At 43.5% G+C, this 16,318-nt stretch carries 13 protein-coding genes; 11 read left to right on the plus strand and 2 right to left on the minus strand.

Annotated elements, in window-relative coordinates; genetic code table 11:
- Positions 1 to 74: 74 nt before the first annotated feature.
- Together M3I01_RS00835 and M3I01_RS00840 are read right to left on the minus strand one after the other, a co-directional pair.
- Positions 75 to 1,325 carry an LlaJI family restriction endonuclease gene (locus tag M3I01_RS00835; RefSeq protein ID WP_255893654.1) on the minus strand — a complete coding sequence of 417 codons (1,251 nt, stop codon included), beginning with the start codon at positions 1,323 to 1,325 and terminating at the stop codon, positions 75 to 77.
- 8 nt (positions 1,326 to 1,333) lie between these two features.
- Complete coding sequence (locus M3I01_RS00840) at positions 1,334 to 3,001, minus strand: AAA family ATPase (protein WP_255893655.1); 1,668 nt, start codon at positions 2,999 to 3,001, stop codon at positions 1,334 to 1,336.
- 82 nt (positions 3,002 to 3,083) lie between these two features.
- On the opposite strand from M3I01_RS00840, the gene dcm reads away from it, so the two are divergent.
- The 11 genes from dcm (at position 3,084) to M3I01_RS00895 (ending at position 16,318) form a co-directional block, all read left to right on the plus strand.
- Positions 3,084 to 4,382 (plus strand): DNA (cytosine-5-)-methyltransferase, encoded by a 1,299-nt coding sequence (dcm, locus tag M3I01_RS00845; protein ID WP_255893656.1) that lies wholly within the window; start codon positions 3,084 to 3,086, stop codon positions 4,380 to 4,382.
- Positions 4,383 to 4,790: 408 nt separating this feature from the next.
- Positions 4,791 to 7,964: an ATP-binding protein gene (locus M3I01_RS00850; protein ID WP_255893657.1), complete on the plus strand. Its 3,174-nt coding sequence runs from the start codon at positions 4,791 to 4,793 to the stop codon at positions 7,962 to 7,964.
- A gap of 27 nt (positions 7,965 to 7,991) precedes the next feature.
- Positions 7,992 to 8,339, plus strand: coding sequence for an Hpt domain-containing protein (locus tag M3I01_RS00855; protein ID WP_255893658.1), 348 nt, complete (start codon positions 7,992 to 7,994; stop codon positions 8,337 to 8,339).
- 246 nt (positions 8,340 to 8,585) lie between these two features.
- Entirely contained in the window at positions 8,586 to 9,887 is a 1,302-nt protein-coding gene (gene ugpB / locus M3I01_RS00860) for a sn-glycerol-3-phosphate ABC transporter substrate-binding protein UgpB (RefSeq protein ID WP_255893659.1), read from the plus strand.
- An 81-nt stretch (positions 9,888 to 9,968) separates the two neighbouring features.
- A complete protein-coding gene (gene ugpA, locus M3I01_RS00865; protein WP_255893660.1) occupies positions 9,969 to 10,847 on the plus strand; it encodes a sn-glycerol-3-phosphate ABC transporter permease UgpA in 879 nt (292 codons plus the stop codon).
- Positions 10,844 to 11,692 carry a sn-glycerol-3-phosphate ABC transporter permease UgpE gene (ugpE, locus tag M3I01_RS00870; RefSeq protein ID WP_176336411.1) on the plus strand — a complete coding sequence of 283 codons (849 nt, stop codon included), beginning with the start codon at positions 10,844 to 10,846 and terminating at the stop codon, positions 11,690 to 11,692. The genes ugpA and ugpE overlap by 4 nt, the downstream gene beginning before the upstream one ends.
- 2 nt (positions 11,693 to 11,694) lie before the next feature.
- Complete coding sequence (gene ugpC / locus M3I01_RS00875; protein WP_255893663.1) at positions 11,695 to 12,762, plus strand: sn-glycerol-3-phosphate ABC transporter ATP-binding protein UgpC; 1,068 nt, start codon at positions 11,695 to 11,697, stop codon at positions 12,760 to 12,762.
- Positions 12,763 to 12,769: 7 nt separating this feature from the next.
- Positions 12,770 to 13,543 carry a glycerophosphoryl diester phosphodiesterase gene (locus M3I01_RS00880; protein ID WP_255893664.1) on the plus strand — a complete coding sequence of 258 codons (774 nt, stop codon included), beginning with the start codon at positions 12,770 to 12,772 and terminating at the stop codon, positions 13,541 to 13,543.
- Between the two features lie 31 nt (positions 13,544 to 13,574).
- Positions 13,575 to 14,333, plus strand: a complete 759-nt coding sequence (locus M3I01_RS00885) for a DeoR/GlpR family DNA-binding transcription regulator (RefSeq protein ID WP_255893666.1) — start codon at positions 13,575 to 13,577, stop codon at positions 14,331 to 14,333.
- Positions 14,334 to 14,340: 7 nt separating this feature from the next.
- Complete coding sequence (locus M3I01_RS00890; RefSeq protein WP_255893667.1) at positions 14,341 to 15,144, plus strand: HAD-IIB family hydrolase; 804 nt, start codon at positions 14,341 to 14,343, stop codon at positions 15,142 to 15,144.
- Positions 15,145 to 15,403: 259 nt separating this feature from the next.
- A complete protein-coding gene (locus M3I01_RS00895) occupies positions 15,404 to 16,318 on the plus strand; it encodes a heme/hemin ABC transporter substrate-binding protein (RefSeq protein ID WP_255893668.1) in 915 nt (304 codons plus the stop codon).

The raw sequence follows: 16,318 nt of genomic DNA on the forward strand, positions 1-16,318 counted from the left end.
TATGTTTTGTTGATCCTTAATTTTATTTCTAGATGTTGAATTTTTATTTTTGATGAAAAATAACATTCTCTTAATCATGTAATTAAACGCTCGGATAAATCGGTTAGTACCCCACCAGTTACGTAAGCTTCAATGACTTCTGAAGGGTTAATGTAAACGCAGTCAATTTCTTGATATTGTTCGTCTGTCTTGCTTTCGTCCTTTCTGTCTGCCATAAGAACGGATTGAAAGTGGCTTTCTGTACCGGGAAATATGAAAAAGTTTTTGATTGTGGCACTGCCATATAACGATTCGACGGCTTTTGCGTAGAAAAACTGCTTAACCAAATCTGGCCAGCCTGGTGAAGTAGTTAGGCTGGTTGCTTCGTAGTATTTTGCATCAATAATGGCAAAGGTGTTGGACTCTTCTTTGTGGATAATAATATCCGTTCTTTGGCCCTTTTGCGCTGCAGGGAAGCGTTTTCCTTGCGCGTTTGTGTACGTCGGTATGGAGAACTTATCATTTAAATTGATGGTGCCAGAAATGACCTTTTTCAGCATGTGCTCCCAAATGGTGTGAAAGCTCTTGGTGCCAATAAATCGAGACGTTGTTGTGTTTCCCCATACTTTTTTGACCAGCTTTATCAGCATGCGAAAGATCTTCATATCTCGTTCTGAGTAAAGCTTTTGAAGCTCTCCATTGAGTATAGCGAGAAAGTATCGTTTGCTGATCGTGGAGGGTTTGGTTAACCCGCCATCACGAAATGAAGTGTTGCCAAAGAAGGCTTCGCCATAGGTGACATCTAGGTTCTGTATCAAATAAGCGTGAATTCTAGATGCTTCTGAGTCGGTGCGATTGCGGGATTTTGACCCTTCATAGTCCATATAGATAGGACCAGATGGTGACAGGTAAGGCTGATGTTTAGCCACGGTTCGTGGCCAATTTGGTTTGCCTTCATTGGTTTTTCTATGAATGTCTCTGCGGCTATATAGGCCATTCATGCGATAGTCTGATAGTAGATCGTAGGCTAGGCTTAGTTGTTCACTGCCTTCTAAGTTTTCACCTTCGTCGTCACTGGTATTAAGTCGGTCACTTTGTTGGCTGTACAAACGCAGCGCTTTAAAAAGCGCTGGGCTGAAGTTGCGTTTTACACTAACAGAGCAAGACGTTTCTGTTTGCCTTGGCAGGAAGACACAAGTCAAATTGCCTACAGTGATAAGGCCGCAATAACAGACTTTTTTGCCTGACGTAGTGAGTAGCCTCGCGCTAGACAGCTTTGAGGCGACGGCCTTAGGCACATCAGACAGTAAACACCTGTCTTTTAGATAAACGACAGTAGATTCCATCTGTTTGCCTATTGATCTGCTATAGCTTCAGGAGTCTCTACAGCTGCCGGTATTTCCGGTACCGGTGCAAAGCGTTTTAGCTTTTCTTCTATTGCTGTATTAAAAATCGACTCGCCAGCATCGAGCTTTTTAATCAAAGCCCCATAGGTATTGATGCCAGAAGCAAATACGATGTCTTTATCATCGTGTCTTAAGATGTCATCCCAGATATAAAGTAAAAGCTTACCTTTTAAACTCTTCAGTGAAGCTTCTTCGTCGCTTAACTCTGAACTGTTCAAAAACCACGGCCCAAGTAGTCGGTCATCTGGAATTTGTCTGTCTTGTAAAACGTCATTAATGAGAGACGCAAAATCTTTCCATTCTACTTTTAATGCTGGAGCGTCTGTTATTGGTAACGTAATGATCCCTTCAGGGCATTGGTCGAAACTGATAGGCACATATTTAAACTTCCATCTTCGCTTAAATGCGGTGTCCATCGGCATTACGGCTTGGTCACTGCTGTTCATCGTGGCTAAGAGTGATAAGTTTGCAGGAATTCTGAGGTTGTTACCGTCCAATAATACGCTGGCATTGGTTTGTAGATACTGGATCATATCTGGGTCAGAAAGCGTAATAGAATATTGGCTTTGGCCTGAAGGGTCACGATCCAGTAATTGGAAAAGCTCACCGAATACAGCCGCCGCTGGGGCTCTGTTTAATTCTTCTATGACTAAGCATACGTGATTGCTCATATCGCATGCAGCCATTTCTAGCGCAAGAGTGAAGGGGCCAGGTCTGAACGCATAAACGACATTTTCGCCATTCATTTGCGGTTTTAGGCAACCCACAAAATCGCTGTATTGCGTATCTGGATGGAATACCGTTCGGATTGAATTTAACGTGCTACAAGTAGAATCGATCTCATAGCTTTTACCCACACCAGGTGCGCCATAGTAAATGACATTTTCAGCGGCTTTTTGGTTTGCTTGTGGCTCTGGTTGCTGGGTTGGTGCTGTGTTGGTTAGTGACTGGAGTTGCTTAAGTTTTTGTGTAGAAAAATAATTACGAAGCTCTTTAGAGTGTTGAAAAGCTTTTATGACAATAAGCATTTTTGAGGAGCTATCATTAATTACTCGGCATGCCGAAGCAAGAGCTGATGCTCTAACGTCGCCACGGTCCAATTTTTTGCCGTTTCTGTCAGACTCTCTAACAGATTGTTGCCACCAATTGCCATTAGATAAAAATAACCTGAAGTATGTGTTATCTGGCTCTTCAGGAAAAAGAGTGTCTACTTGTTCTAATATAGCCAAGGCAACATCGTTGCTTGAATCATTGATTTTTTCTGAGGGTAGGAGTTTAAGAAGTTCTTTTCTTCTTTTGTATAGCTCAGGAGGCAGGCTATCGTTTATTTTTGACAGATTATTGAAGAATACATCTAATTGATTAGATAGTTTCCAAAAGCACATTCCATACCATAAAGCAGAAGACGATACATTTGCCCTTAACCCATCGTCATTTAAAAATTCAATAGAAAAAGGGGTTATTATATGTCGTGTTTTTTTATCTACAGAATCCAAAGCATGCTGTAATAAACCAGCTAGTGTAGGGTGATTTAACTCAATATCAGACTTATAAGGTAAGTTATCGTATTCATCACGACACTCATGAATTAACTCTTCTAGGTTCTGTAAGCTCAAAATTCCCTCTCAAAAAACTTGCATGTATAAGTATACAGTGTAAACTTTCCGGGACTAAAACCGGATAAGTTTAGGGTTTCAAATGACAACAAATGCCAACAATCTTAATGCCGATACTATTAAAAGTATACGAGAGAATCTTGGGCTAGGCCGTACCGAGTTTGCGAACCTTTTGGGATTGGGTAGCCAAGGCGAAAGAACCGTTAGAGGATGGGAGACAGAAGAGCACCGTCCGTCTAAAAAGAAAATAGAGGCGATATTGGCGCTAGAGAGCCAACTTAAAGAGATTCAAGGTACTGCACCGCTTGTGTTTAAAGAGCAAACACCCAGCTTTAAATTTATCGATTTATTTGCTGGAATCGGTGGTATACGCCTGCCGTTCCAAGAGTTGGGTGGCGAATGTGTCTTCACTTCTGAGTGGGATAAATTTGCACAGAAAACGTATCTTGCCAATTACGCTGATATGCCTAGTGGTGACATCACACAAATTAAAGCGGCTGATGTTCCTGATCACGATATTCTATTGGGTGGTTTTCCTTGCCAGAGCTTTTCCCAAGCAGGTCATGGAAAAGGGTTTAGTGACACACGAGGCACGATGTTCTTTGAGATACAGCGTCTACTTGTTGAAAAGCGCCCTAAAGCCTTCATGTTGGAAAACGTTAAACAATTAAGAGGTCACGACAAAGGACGCACTTTAAATACGATTCAAGCAATTCTACGTGGCGAATTTGAACTAGAAGTACCTGATGATATTCCGCTTAGTGAAGAAGCGAGAAAGGCACTTTCTGAAAAGTTAAACTACTGGGTTGATTTTAAAGTATTACGAGCAGCTGACTTTGGTGTTCCTCAAAACCGAGAAAGGGTGTTTATCGTTGGCTTTGATAAAGACTACTACTCGGAAGTTGATATTGCCGAACAGTTTGCGTGGCCAGAGCCGCCATGCATCCCTACAAAACTGGGTGATATTCTTGAAGACCTTTCAAATATCTCCGCTGCAGCTGATAAGTTTACTATCTCTGATCGATTGTGGGCTGGCCATCAAAAGCGTAAAGAGCAACACAAAGAGAAAGGTAATGGCTTCGGTTATACACTGTATAACCATGATAGTGACTATACGAACACCATCAGCGCTAGATACTACAAAGATGGCTCTGAAATTCTGATAGATCAGAGTGAACTGGGTAAAAACCCTCGTAAACTAACCCCGAGAGAATGCGCAAGATTACAGGGCTTTCCTGAAGAGTTCATTGTGGATGCGGTATCTCAAGGGCAGATTTATAAGCAATTTGGAAACTCTGTTTGTGTAGACGTTGTTCGTGCGGTAGCCAAGTCTATGATCACCTTTATGAGCTCAAAATTAGTAAAAGATAAAGCGGCGTAAAGTTATAGGCACAACAAAACCTAATCAATTGATTTATAAAGAAAATGTGTTTTTATTTTAGGTACAAAGAAACCTCTTAACTTATTGAATTTATTAGATTAAATACAGGATTGAAAATCCTCGTGTCGGCGGTTCGATTCCGTCTCCGGGCACCATGATTAAAAAGAAAGCCTGCTATTTATAGCAGGCTTTTTTTTGCCTAAAATTTCTCTCTCACTTGTTTGCTGTGGCATGAGTGGCACTCTTAACTTTCTTTTAGCCCCTTCTCTTTTTTAAATTCTTCTCTCTAGTCACTGCCTATTTCTAGTTTTTAGTTGCCGTGCTTATTACATAATGTAACCATTATTTGATCTTCAATCTGCATGGCTTTGGTTATGCTTAAAGAAGTCTTTGATGGGGTAAATGGGTATGAAAAAAGCAATGATGGTCGTGGCATTGACTGCTCTGGGGTATTTTCTCCTAGGCGTTGCAGGTCTTGCTGTCTCTATTCCACCTGGTTACGCTACTATTATTTGGCCGGCCGCTGGATTGGCTGTTACTGCGGTTATGCTTTTTCCAAGACAAGCACCATGGGGCGTTTTTATAGGCTCTTTGTTGGTGAATATATGGGCGACATGGTCAAACTATCAGACGATAGCGTGGTTACTTCCTACCCTTATTGCTCTGGGATCTACTTTACAATCTTGTGTTGGTGCCTACTTGGTTAGGCGTTTTATTGGTATCCCTTTCTTATTTCATCAAACTCGCTTGGTGTTTCGCTTTCTCTTTTTGGCCGGTATTTTATCAACCTTGATTGGTGCCAGTGTTGGTTCTTTGTCTCTGCTTTCACTTGGTATTATCAATAAAGAAGACTTTCTCACAAACTGGTTGATTTGGTGGGGCGGTGACATGATGGGGGTTCTAGTGATAGTCCCTTGGCTAGCGGCGTGTTTTCCGCGTTTTTTTGGTAATGATTTTAAGCACCCTTTTCGCTTGCTGGGTTGTTTTCTTTTTGTTTTGTTTATTACTGCGGCACTTTCATTGGGGAGCAGTTATTCAGAATGGAGCAAGCAAAAAAAGGAATTTCGTACCAACGCTGAACTGTTAGAAGTGCTTTTGAATAACCGTATTAAGAATACGGTGGATATGTTGTACAGTTTTGTAGGTCTGGTTAATGGTAGTGAACAGCTTGAAGCGAAAAAATTTGAGGCGTTTGCGGACAGCGTTATAGAGCGAGAAGACTCTATTCTTGGCGTGTCATTAAATTTTGCGGTTTCGGGCGATGATATTCCTCGTTTTGAAAGAGAAATACAGAAAAACTATCCCAATAATGTCTTTCAAGTAAAGGAAAGAGGCATTGATGGGAAGCTTTTACCGGTTAGCCCAAGATCGCAGCATATAGTGGTGACTTTTCTGAGTCCGTTAGAAGGTAATAAAGCCGCGTTGGGATACGATGTTTACTCACAATCTGATCGACGCTTTGCACTTGATCAAGCCATCTCCGCAAAGCAAGTCTATCCAACGGCGCCGATAAAACTGGTTCAAAATAGCGATGGTGTGCTCTTATTTTTGCCTTTCTTTCATAGTACAACGGGCGCTTTTTTAGGCGTTGCTACCGCGGCAATAGGGTTGGAGTCACTAACAGATACTATTTTTCAACGAGGTTTGTTGCCAAATACAGACCTGTACTTGGTTGATCTTCACGAGGGTGCGGATGTTCACGAATCAATTTTAGTGGCTAAAAGTGAATCGGCTAATTTGCCTTTAAATGAACTTATCTCTCGTTACAAAGCCGATGATTTTAATCACGCCGTGTGCTTGGATATTATCGTCGGTGCTAAAAAGTGGCGTTTATTTCAAATCAGTGAAAGTTACTTCTTCAAACAGCCTTGGATTGTGCAATTCATTTTAGTATGTGGTTTTTTAGTGACGGGGTTATTTGGTTGGTTTTTATTGATTGTGGGTAGTCACTCAGCCGCAGTGGAAAGCAAGGTGCGGTTAAGAACGAAGGATTTACAATTAGCCAATGAAAGCTTGAAAGTGTCCGAATTAGAGCAGAGTAAGGCGAAAGAGGAAGCGGAAGAAGCAAACCGTGCTAAAAGTGAGTTCTTGGCGAATATGAGCCACGAAATTCGAACACCGTTAAATGGGGTTATTGGCTGCCTTTCTTTATTAATGAGTACTAAGCTGGAAGCGGAGCAAGCGCATTTAGCAAAACTATCGCAGCACAGTGCTGAGTCTCTTCTAGACATTATTAATGACATTCTAGATTTGTCTAAGATCGAGATGGGAAACCTTGTGTTAGAAAAACACACTTTTGAGTTGCAAGACTTGATTGAGGAAGTGACCAACCTCTTTGTTTTAAAGGCCGAAGAAAAAGGCATTGTACTGAACTCTCCTGCGACTCCTGTTCCTGAACTAAACTTGATCGGTGATCGATTGCGCCTTAAGCAGGTGTTGGTAAATTTGATGGGCAATGCCATGAAATTTACGCAGGATGGGGAAGTTGCACTGCATATTATTGTTGAGTCGTTAGCAGATGATACGGTTATATTGCGAGTTTCTATTGTAGACACGGGCATTGGTATCTCTAAAGAAAGTCAAAAGCACCTGTTCCATCGTTTTAAGCAAGCAGATGGTTCGACAACTCGTAAATTTGGTGGGACTGGACTTGGGCTGGCAATTAGCAAAGAGATAGTGGGTGCCATGGGTGGTGACATTGGTTTAACGTCAATGGAAGGAAAAGGCTCGACATTTTGGCTTAACGTACCTTTTGCGTTCGCGCCTGGTGTGGCGCCGCCTAAAAAGATCGCTCATGAAGTAAACGTTACTTTGGTCTATCGAAATAAAACGGGGCGTGAGTATATTGGTGCATTGCTGGATTCATTTGGGGTGACTTATGACTCTTATGATAACTTAGCCAGTGCTGTTGCTGAGAGTAAGTGGACGAGTCATGCTGTGTTGGTGGATTTGGATGCATTACAGCATGCCGCTTCTTCTGATGTTTTAGCGTTTGATCGCCTTAGTCAAAAGCGGCAACTAAAACGAGTGCTCTTTCATGGTCGTACTAATGTGAACTATGATTTAGAGTCCTATACTGAATCATTAATTAAGCCCGTATTTCGTCATTCATTGCTGAATGTATTAGAAAAACTAAAGCCTTTACGTGAAGGAGATCTCAACATGGCGGTAAAAGAAGTTGAAACAACGCCTGAAGGCCGGCCAGTATTTAACGCAAAAGTATTGTTAGCAGAAGATAATCTAACCAATCAAATTGTGGCCTGCGGTTTGCTGAAGTTATATGGCGTGGAGGTCGTGGTGGCTGAAAATGGCCAAAAAGCGGTTGAGCTGGCGCAATCAACCCAGTTTGACCTAATCTTTATGGATTGTCAGATGCCAGTTATGGATGGTTACGAAGCAACGCGCACCATTCGTCAATTTGTCGATGGGAAGACGCCAGCCGATGTGGCCATTGTTGCGCTGAGCGCCAATGCCATGAAAGGGGATGAAGACGAGTGTTTTGCCGCAGGTATGAATGCCCATATTGCAAAGCCAATTTCACAAGATAAGCTGATCTCGATACTTAAAAAATGGCTTCCTTAGATAATATTATACAGAGGTTTCATTATCATGTTTGAGGTAAAGGTATTTGATAATACAGATTACGAAAGTCGGCTGGCGTGCAATCACGAATTGATGGTGTTGGTCGCCGGAGAGTTTATTAAAGAAGCTGCTGGTTTATTGGACGCTTTACAGGCTCATATGGAAGGTCAAGATTTGCATAATTTTGATCTTGTAGTGCATCGACTAAAAGGCGCCGCTTTAGAGGTGTCTGCATATCGGTTTTGTCGGTTAATTGGTGAAGTAGAAGTCTTGGTGGCACAGCGCAACAGTGACGCACTTCCGAAAAGCCTTATGGCGTTGAGGGAGGAGTTTAGGTCATTAGTGTTTGCTTTGAATCAGGAGCTCCTAATGTAGTGCTGCTATAGATGCCCAAGCATATTAAAAATTTTAATGATTACGCCTTTCGTTTTACTATCAGGTTATGGTTTTTCTGCATTTTTAGTTTCATTTCTGTTTTTATCTCCTATGTTTTCTATCTTTTTGTTTCATTTGAATTGTAATTGTATTTCAAATGAAACCTAACTATCATCAAAGTGAAACATTTGCTCTTTATAGTCGTTCTTTCTTTTCTAATAAAAACTCATTGTGAGGAACACGGAAATGCATAAATTGAAATTAGCGTCGGTGGTTGTTGGTTTGTCTATTGCTGGTTCAGCATTGGCAGCGACGGAAGTAGAATGGTGGCACGCAATGGGTGGTGCCAATGGTGAAAAAGTAAATGAAATCGCTAAAAACTTTAACGATTCTCAAGATGCGTACGAAGTAAAGCCGGTTTATAAAGGAAATTACACAGAAACCATGACGTCTGCTATTGCCGCGTTCCGAGCAAAGCAGCAGCCTGCTATCGTTCAAGTATTTGAAGTGGGTACCGCTAGCATGATGGCGGCGAAAGGCGCGATTTACCCTGTGCATCAATTGATGCGTGAATCCGGTCAACCGTTTGATGAAAGTACGTATTTAAGCGCAGTCACAGGCTATTACACCAGCAGTGAAGGCAAAATGTTGTCCATGCCGTTCAATAGCTCAACGCCTGTTTTGTACTACAACAAAGATTTATTTAAAAAAGCGGGTATTAGCCAAGCACCGAAAACGTGGCAAGATGTAGAAAGTGTTTCTAAGAAGCTTCAAGCGTCTGGTGTGACCTGTGGCTTTACCACGTCTTGGCAGTCTTGGGTTCAATTAGAAAACTTCAGTTCACGTCACAATGTACCATTTGCATCACTTGATAATGGTTTTGGCGGTTTGAAAACAGAGTTGAAGTTTAATGGTCCTCTTCAAGTGGCTCATGTTAAGAAAATGGGTGAATGGCAAAAAAGTGGTGTTTTTAGTTACTCAGGACGCACAAACGATGGCGCTGCAAAATTCTATAGCCAAGAGTGCGCTATGTTTACCGAGTCGTCTGCCGGTTATGCGGGAATCAAACGTAATGCCAAATTTGATTTTGGTGTCGCAGAGCTTCCTTATTGGGAAGGCAAAGTAAAGCAGCCTTCTAATACCATTATCGGTGGCGCTTCTTTGTGGGTTCTTCAAGGTCACACTAAAGAGGAATACAAAGGCGTTGCGTCTTTCCTAAGCTACTTGTCTCGTGCGTCTGTTCAGGCGGATTGGCATCAATTCTCTGGTTATCTGCCAATTACTCACGCGGCGTATGATTTGACCAAAGGACAAGGTTTCTACGCCGCTAATCCAGGCACAGAAACCGGTGTTGTTCAGATGACAACCGGTACGCCAACAGCGAACACGAAAGGCTTGCGTTTGGGTAACTTCGTTCAAATTCGTGGTGTGATCGATGAAGCACTTGAGTCTGTATGGAGTGGTGATGTTGATGCACAAACCGCATTAGACACAGCGGTGGAGCGTGGTAACTCTCTACTTCGTAAGTTTGAAAAAGCGAACGATTAATCCAATCAATCGCTCTTATGATGACTCATAAGGGCGATTTTTTTAGGCGTTGTTTGTCGTTTTATTTTTTTGGATACTTCTATGACGGTTACCTTCCCTCAAAAAGGCCTACCTTGGTTATTGTTACTGCCTCAGTTGGTGGTGACAGCGATTTTTTTTCTATGGCCTGCCGAACAAGCATTAGAGCAAGCGTTTTATCTAGAGGACGCCTTCGGTTTAAGTCGCGAGTTTGTTGGTTTTGAAAATTTTATCGATTTATTTACCGATCCACTGTATTACCAATCTATTTTAACCACATTATTTTTTAGTTTTTCGGTTGCCGTTGTTGGTATGTCGGTTGCGTTATTACTGGCGGTGATGGCGGATCGTATTATTCGCGGTAAGTTGGCATATCAAACCTTGTTGATTTGGCCTTACGCAGTTGCTCCTGCCTTAGCGGGTGTGCTTTGGTGGATATTATTTGATCCTAGCATGGGGCCGATTGCCTTGTGGCTAACGTCTGCTGGTGTGGATTGGAACCATTACCTTAATGGCAACCAAGCAATGATTTTGGTGGTGATTGCGTCAACATGGAAGCAAATAAGCTACAACTTCTTGTTTTTCCTAGCGGGTTTACAAGCGGTGCCTCGTTCGCTGATCGAAGCGGCGGCGATCGATGGGGCGAGTCCATTTAAACGCTTTTGGACCATTGTCTTTCCTCTTTTGTCTCCAACGACGTTTTTCCTGTTAGTCGTTAACCTCGTGTACGCCTTTTTTGAAACCTTTGGTGTGATCGATGCTACAACCAAAGGTGGCCCAGGACAAAGTACGACCACCTTGGTGTATAAAGTGTTTGATGATGGTTTTGTTGGTTTAGATCTTGGTGGCTCTGCGGCTCAATCTGTTATTTTGATGGGAATAGTCGGCCTGATGACCGTTATTCAGTTTCGTTTTATTGAGCGTAAGGTGCAGTACTCATGATCGAAAATCGACCTTGGTTAACGGTGACTAGCCACGCGACATTAATGGTGGGGATTGCGTTGGTTGCCTTACCGGTGTGGATGGCGTTGGTGGCTTCAACGCATCCAGCTTCCGCTTTTGGTGTCGGGCACATTCCTTTGTGGTTTGGTGATGCCGGCGTGGAAACATGGAAGACGGTGTTGTTTGAAAAAGCCGGTAATGGTGTGGAAACGCCTGTTTTTTTGATGATGCTGAATTCGTTGGTGATGGCGCTGGGGATTACCTTCGGTAAAATTGCCATTTCGTTGTTGTCTGCTTATGCCATTGTTTTCTTTCGTTTTCCCTTCCGCAATTTTTGTTTTTGGGTCATTTTCATGACGCTAATGCTTCCTGTCGAAGTACGAATTGTACCGACTTATGAGGTAGTGGCGAATCTTGATTTACTGAACAGTTATACGGGTTTAACGCTGCCTTTAATTGCCAGTGCGACGGCGACGTTTTTGTTTCGTCAGTGCTTTTTGAGTATCCCGGGTGAATTGGTTGAAGCCGCAAGAATGGATGGCGCGGGGCCGTGGCGTTTCTTTTTTGATATTTTGCTGCCCTTGTCTCGGACAAACATTGCGGCATTGTTTGTGATTTTATTTATATATGGCTGGAATCAATATTTATGGCCTTTGCTGATCACCACAGACGACGCTTATTACACCTTGGTAATGAGTATTAAGCGCATGTTATCGGTTACCGATGGCGACATTGCGTGGAACCAGATTATGGCGACGACCTTGCTTGCGATGTTGCCGCCTGTTGCGGTGGTTATTGGTATGCAGAAGTTGTTTGTTAAAGGCTTAGTGGATTCGGAGAAGTAGTGATGACGGATGTTGTTTTAGAAAAAATTGGTAAAACTTACCCTAACGGTTATCACGCCATTCCCAGTGTGGATCTGTCTATTGAAGAAGGTGAGTTCATTGTTTTAGTGGGCCCATCAGGTTGTGGTAAGTCGACGTTGCTGCGCATGGTCGCGGGTTTGGAAAGTATTTCTGACGGTGAGCTACGTATTCGTGGCGAGCGCATGAATGAAAAAGAGCCAGCAGAGCGTGATATCGCCATGGTATTCCAGAATTACGCCTTGTATCCGCATATGACGGTTTATAACAATATGGCGTATGGTTTGAAAAATCGCGGTGTGCCGAAAGAACAGATTGAAGAAAAAGTTTCGGGCGTGGCTGAGATGCTGGGTCTGACTGAATTATTGCAGCGTAAACCGGGTCAGTTATCTGGCGGCCAGCGTCAGCGTGTGGCAATGGGGCGTGCGATGGTGCGAGACCCGAAAGTATTTTTATTCGATGAGCCATTGTCGAATCTTGATGCCAAGTTACGCGTACAGATGCGAGTCGAAATCCGTCAGTTACAGCGTAAATTAGGAACGACGACGTTATATGTGACGCACGATCAGGTTGAAGCCATGACGTTGGCGGATCGATTGGTGGTATTGAACAAAGGCAGGGCGGAGCAAATCGGTACGCCGATGGATATATACAATCAACCAGCCACCCCTTTTGTGGCGGCGTTTATTGGCTCTCCTTCCATGAATTTGATGGACGCTAATGTGACGGAGCAAGGCATAAAAATTACTGAAACGTTTACTCTGCCGCTTTCTCATGAGCACCGCGGCGCCATTGTGTGGGGGATTCGCCCAGAGCATTTAGTGGTGTCGGATGAGCAAAATGCGGATTTCGCTTTGCGTATACAAGCGGTAGAATCATTGGGCGCTGAGACTTTGATACATGGCGTATTAGAAGAAGAGTCTGGGAAGGGTAAATCGATGGTAGTGCGTCTGGCTGGGCCGCATTTACCGGACATAAACAGTCTTATGTGGCTGACCGCACCAGTACAACATTGGCACCTATTTGACGCAAAAACTCAACAGAGACTGTGAGAACAACATGCAAAATGACCACATTTTAAAAAGCCGTGTTTCGAAAGAAAGAGTGTTGAACACAAAAGTGATGGGACATCGTGGCGCGGCTTTATTAGCACCTGAAAACACCTTAGCTTCCATTCGTGCGGCGGCTGACGCAGGAGCGACTTGGGTGGAAATCGATGTGTATTTGATTGCCGAAGGCGGTTTGATCATTTTTCATGACGATACATTAGATCGTTGTACAACGGGAACGGGTGTGACGCGTGACGCCCGCCCAGCGGATGTGGCTGAATTAGACGCTGGCTCTTGGTTTTCTGCGGATTTTTCCGGTGAAAAGGTTCCCACTTTGTTAGACGCATTGGAGTGCATTCAAGGTTTAAACCTAGGTTTAAACCTTGAAATTAAACACGATGGTGTGGACGTTGAAAACATTGTGCCTGCTGTACTGGCAATGCTACGAGATCATTGGAAAGACAATGATAATTTGATGATTTCAAGCTTTAATCACGCTGCATTACAGTTGTGCTACGAGATTGATGGTGATCGTCATTTGGCTCAGCTGTATGAAAGCATTCCAGAAGACTGGCAGGCACAGCTTGAAAGCATTAAAGCGTACAGTTTGAATTGCGATTATTCACGATTGACACAGTCACAGGCACAGGCCGTGAAAGCCGCAGGTTATAAGTTGCTTTGCTACACGGCGAATGATCCGCAAGCAGTAGAGTCTCATTGGGCGTGGGGAATGGACGCGGTGATTACCGATGATCCAACAAAATTCGCCTTTCTATCGGCTTAGCTATTTTTATCTGATTATTTAGGGTTGTTTTGTGGGTTTGAATGAGCGACAAAACCAGATATTAAACTGGGTACAACAAGAAGATGCTTTGTTGGTGGAAGACATGGTGGCACGGTTTAATGTGTCATCACAAACCATCCGAAAAGACATTAATCAGTTGGCCGAACGTCATTTGATTCGCCGCACTCATGGTGGCATTTCGCCGGTTTCCAGTGCAGAAAACCTACCTTTTGACCATCGTCAATTTTTAAATGGCGATGCAAAAACGTCGATTGCAGCGCAAGTTGCTCAGGTGATTCCTGATGGTGCCTCGGTGTTTTTAGGCATTGGCACGACCGTCGAATATGTTGCCAAAGCGTTGGTATCGCATCATAACCTGCAAGTGTTTACGAATAATTTAACGGTGGCGGGGATTCTGGGTAATTACCCCGATATTCGAGTACGAGTATTGGCGGGTAAGTTACGGCATCAGCATCATGATCTAGTCGGCGAAGAGACACTGTCGGGTTTACGGCAGTATTACTTTGACTATGGTGTATTGGGCTGTGGTGGCATGGATGAAGACCAAGGTATTTTGGACTTCGACCCTGAAGAAGCCGCGGTAAGTCGGGTGTTAGTAGAGCAAAGTCGCTATAGCTTGTTGGTGGCGGATCAACATAAATGGGGGCGTAAAGCCATGGCGCGGGTGCAGCCTTTTTCAGCAATTGATTGGTTTTTTAGTGATGCTCTGAGTGAAGAGCAAGCCCGTTTACTCACCTCTCATGGTGTTCAAATTCAACTTTGTTCTTAGGACGACTATGTCTATATCTGCTCTTTCTGCACTAGCAAATCATGATTGCCAAGGATTACGGTTTATTTTAACGGATTTTGACGACACCCTTACGTGGGAAGGGCAGTTGCCTGTTGAAACACTGCGCGCGTTGGCTCAACTGGAAGTGAATGGGCTTAAGGTAATTCCTGTTACAGGTGGCTGTGCGGGTTGGTCAGACATGATCGCCAGATCACTCCCCGTTGATGGTGTGATTACCGAAGGCGGAGCGTGTTTTATTGGTAAAACAGCCGATCGTCATCTTACGTATGCCTTTTGGCGTGACGAGGTTGAGATGCGAACAGAGCAAGCGCGTTTGCTTGCTCAAGTTAATCAGGTGTTAATCCAGTTTCCTCGACTGCGCTTGGCAAGAGATCAGTCTTATCGGTTGACAGATGTGGCGATTGATTACGCGCAAGATATTACACCGCCTGCGATAGAAGACAAAAACGCCTGTCTTGCGGCCTTGATAGCATTGGGCCTCAATGCAAAGGCGAGCTCGATACATATTAATGTTTGCTCACAGGGCTACGATAAGTTTTCCATGGCACAGCGCGTATTGAGTCAGGTGTATGGTTTAAGTGACGCTGAGCAGCAACAGCAAGTGTTGTATGTTGGCGATGCACCTAACGATGAAAGCATGTTTGCCCGTTTTCCGCTAAGTGTTGGCGTGGCTAATATTGCCGAGCATTTGTCGATCATGCGCCATCGTCCTCGTTATCAAACGACTCAGCCAGGTGGGTTGGGCTTTGCAGAATTAGCAGATTTTGTTTTAGCCGCGCGCCGCGTCTAAGCGTTAATGAACCAGAGATCAAGCCGAACTAATATACTCAACTCCCTCTAAAACGTGTAAATGGCAGGCCATCTTGCCCTTTCATTTAAAAGCCGCTCAATAAGGTGACTCGTCTTGTTGAGCGTTTTTTGAATGAATTAACGCTTCATATCTCAAGCATTCGCTCAATAAATGAGAATTACTATCAATTGTATTGACATGAAAATAACAATCATTATCATTTGATGTTGTTTTATTTTGCAACGTCTTTGGATTCAACATGATCATGTATCGATTATTTTTTCTAACTTGTATTGTTTTTTTAGCCAACTCTGTGACTTATGCCGCGCCCTCTGAACGAATTGCCGTTGCTGGCGGTTCTATAACAGAAATCATTTATCGCCTTGGTGAACAACACCGAATAGTTGGCGTTGACTCCACTAGCCAGTTTCCGGAAGACGCCAAAAAGTTTCCGTTACTAGGCTATGTTCGCAATGTTTCTGTCGAAGGTGTGCTGTCTCTCAATCCTGATCTACTGCTCGGTGAAGATGACACAGGCCCCACCAAAGCACTGAAACAAATCGCGGCGGTTGGAGTTAAAACGGTCATCATAAAAAAAGATAACAGTATCCCTGCACTGCAAGAAAAAATAGCACAAATAGCCGGATTGCTGGGCGTTGAAGACAAAGGAAAGGCCCTCCTAGACGAGATACAAGTTGATATTGATGCGCTTTCGTACGCCAAACAACACCTTTCAGCGTCAGCAAAGAAAACACCGCCTAAAGTGTTGTTTTTACTCACCCTCAAAAATGGTGCGCCCATAGCAGCGGGTAATACCACTTCGGCTCACACTGTGATTGAAGAAGCCGGTGCAATAAACGCATTAGCGCAATATAAGGGCTGGGAAAAGCTCTCACCAGAATCCGCATTAAAACTAGATCCTGATGTCATTATTGTGATGAACCGAGGCCAAGATATTTTTGAGCAGGTGAACGCGTTACCGCATTTCAAATACACAACAGCGGTGAAAAATAAAGCCGTCTATACAATAGATGGCAGTTACTTGCTTGGGTTCGGTCCTCGTACGCCACAAGCGATTGTCGAATTAGGCACCATGATTCATAAGGACTTCCCTTTACCTGAAGATTATACATTTCGTTATCAGCATGACGTCGCATCGATGGCAGAGCACTAA

The sequence above is a fragment of the Marinomonas maritima genome, from assembly GCF_024435075.2.
Classification (GTDB): Bacteria; Pseudomonadota; Gammaproteobacteria; order Pseudomonadales; family Marinomonadaceae; genus Marinomonas; species Marinomonas maritima.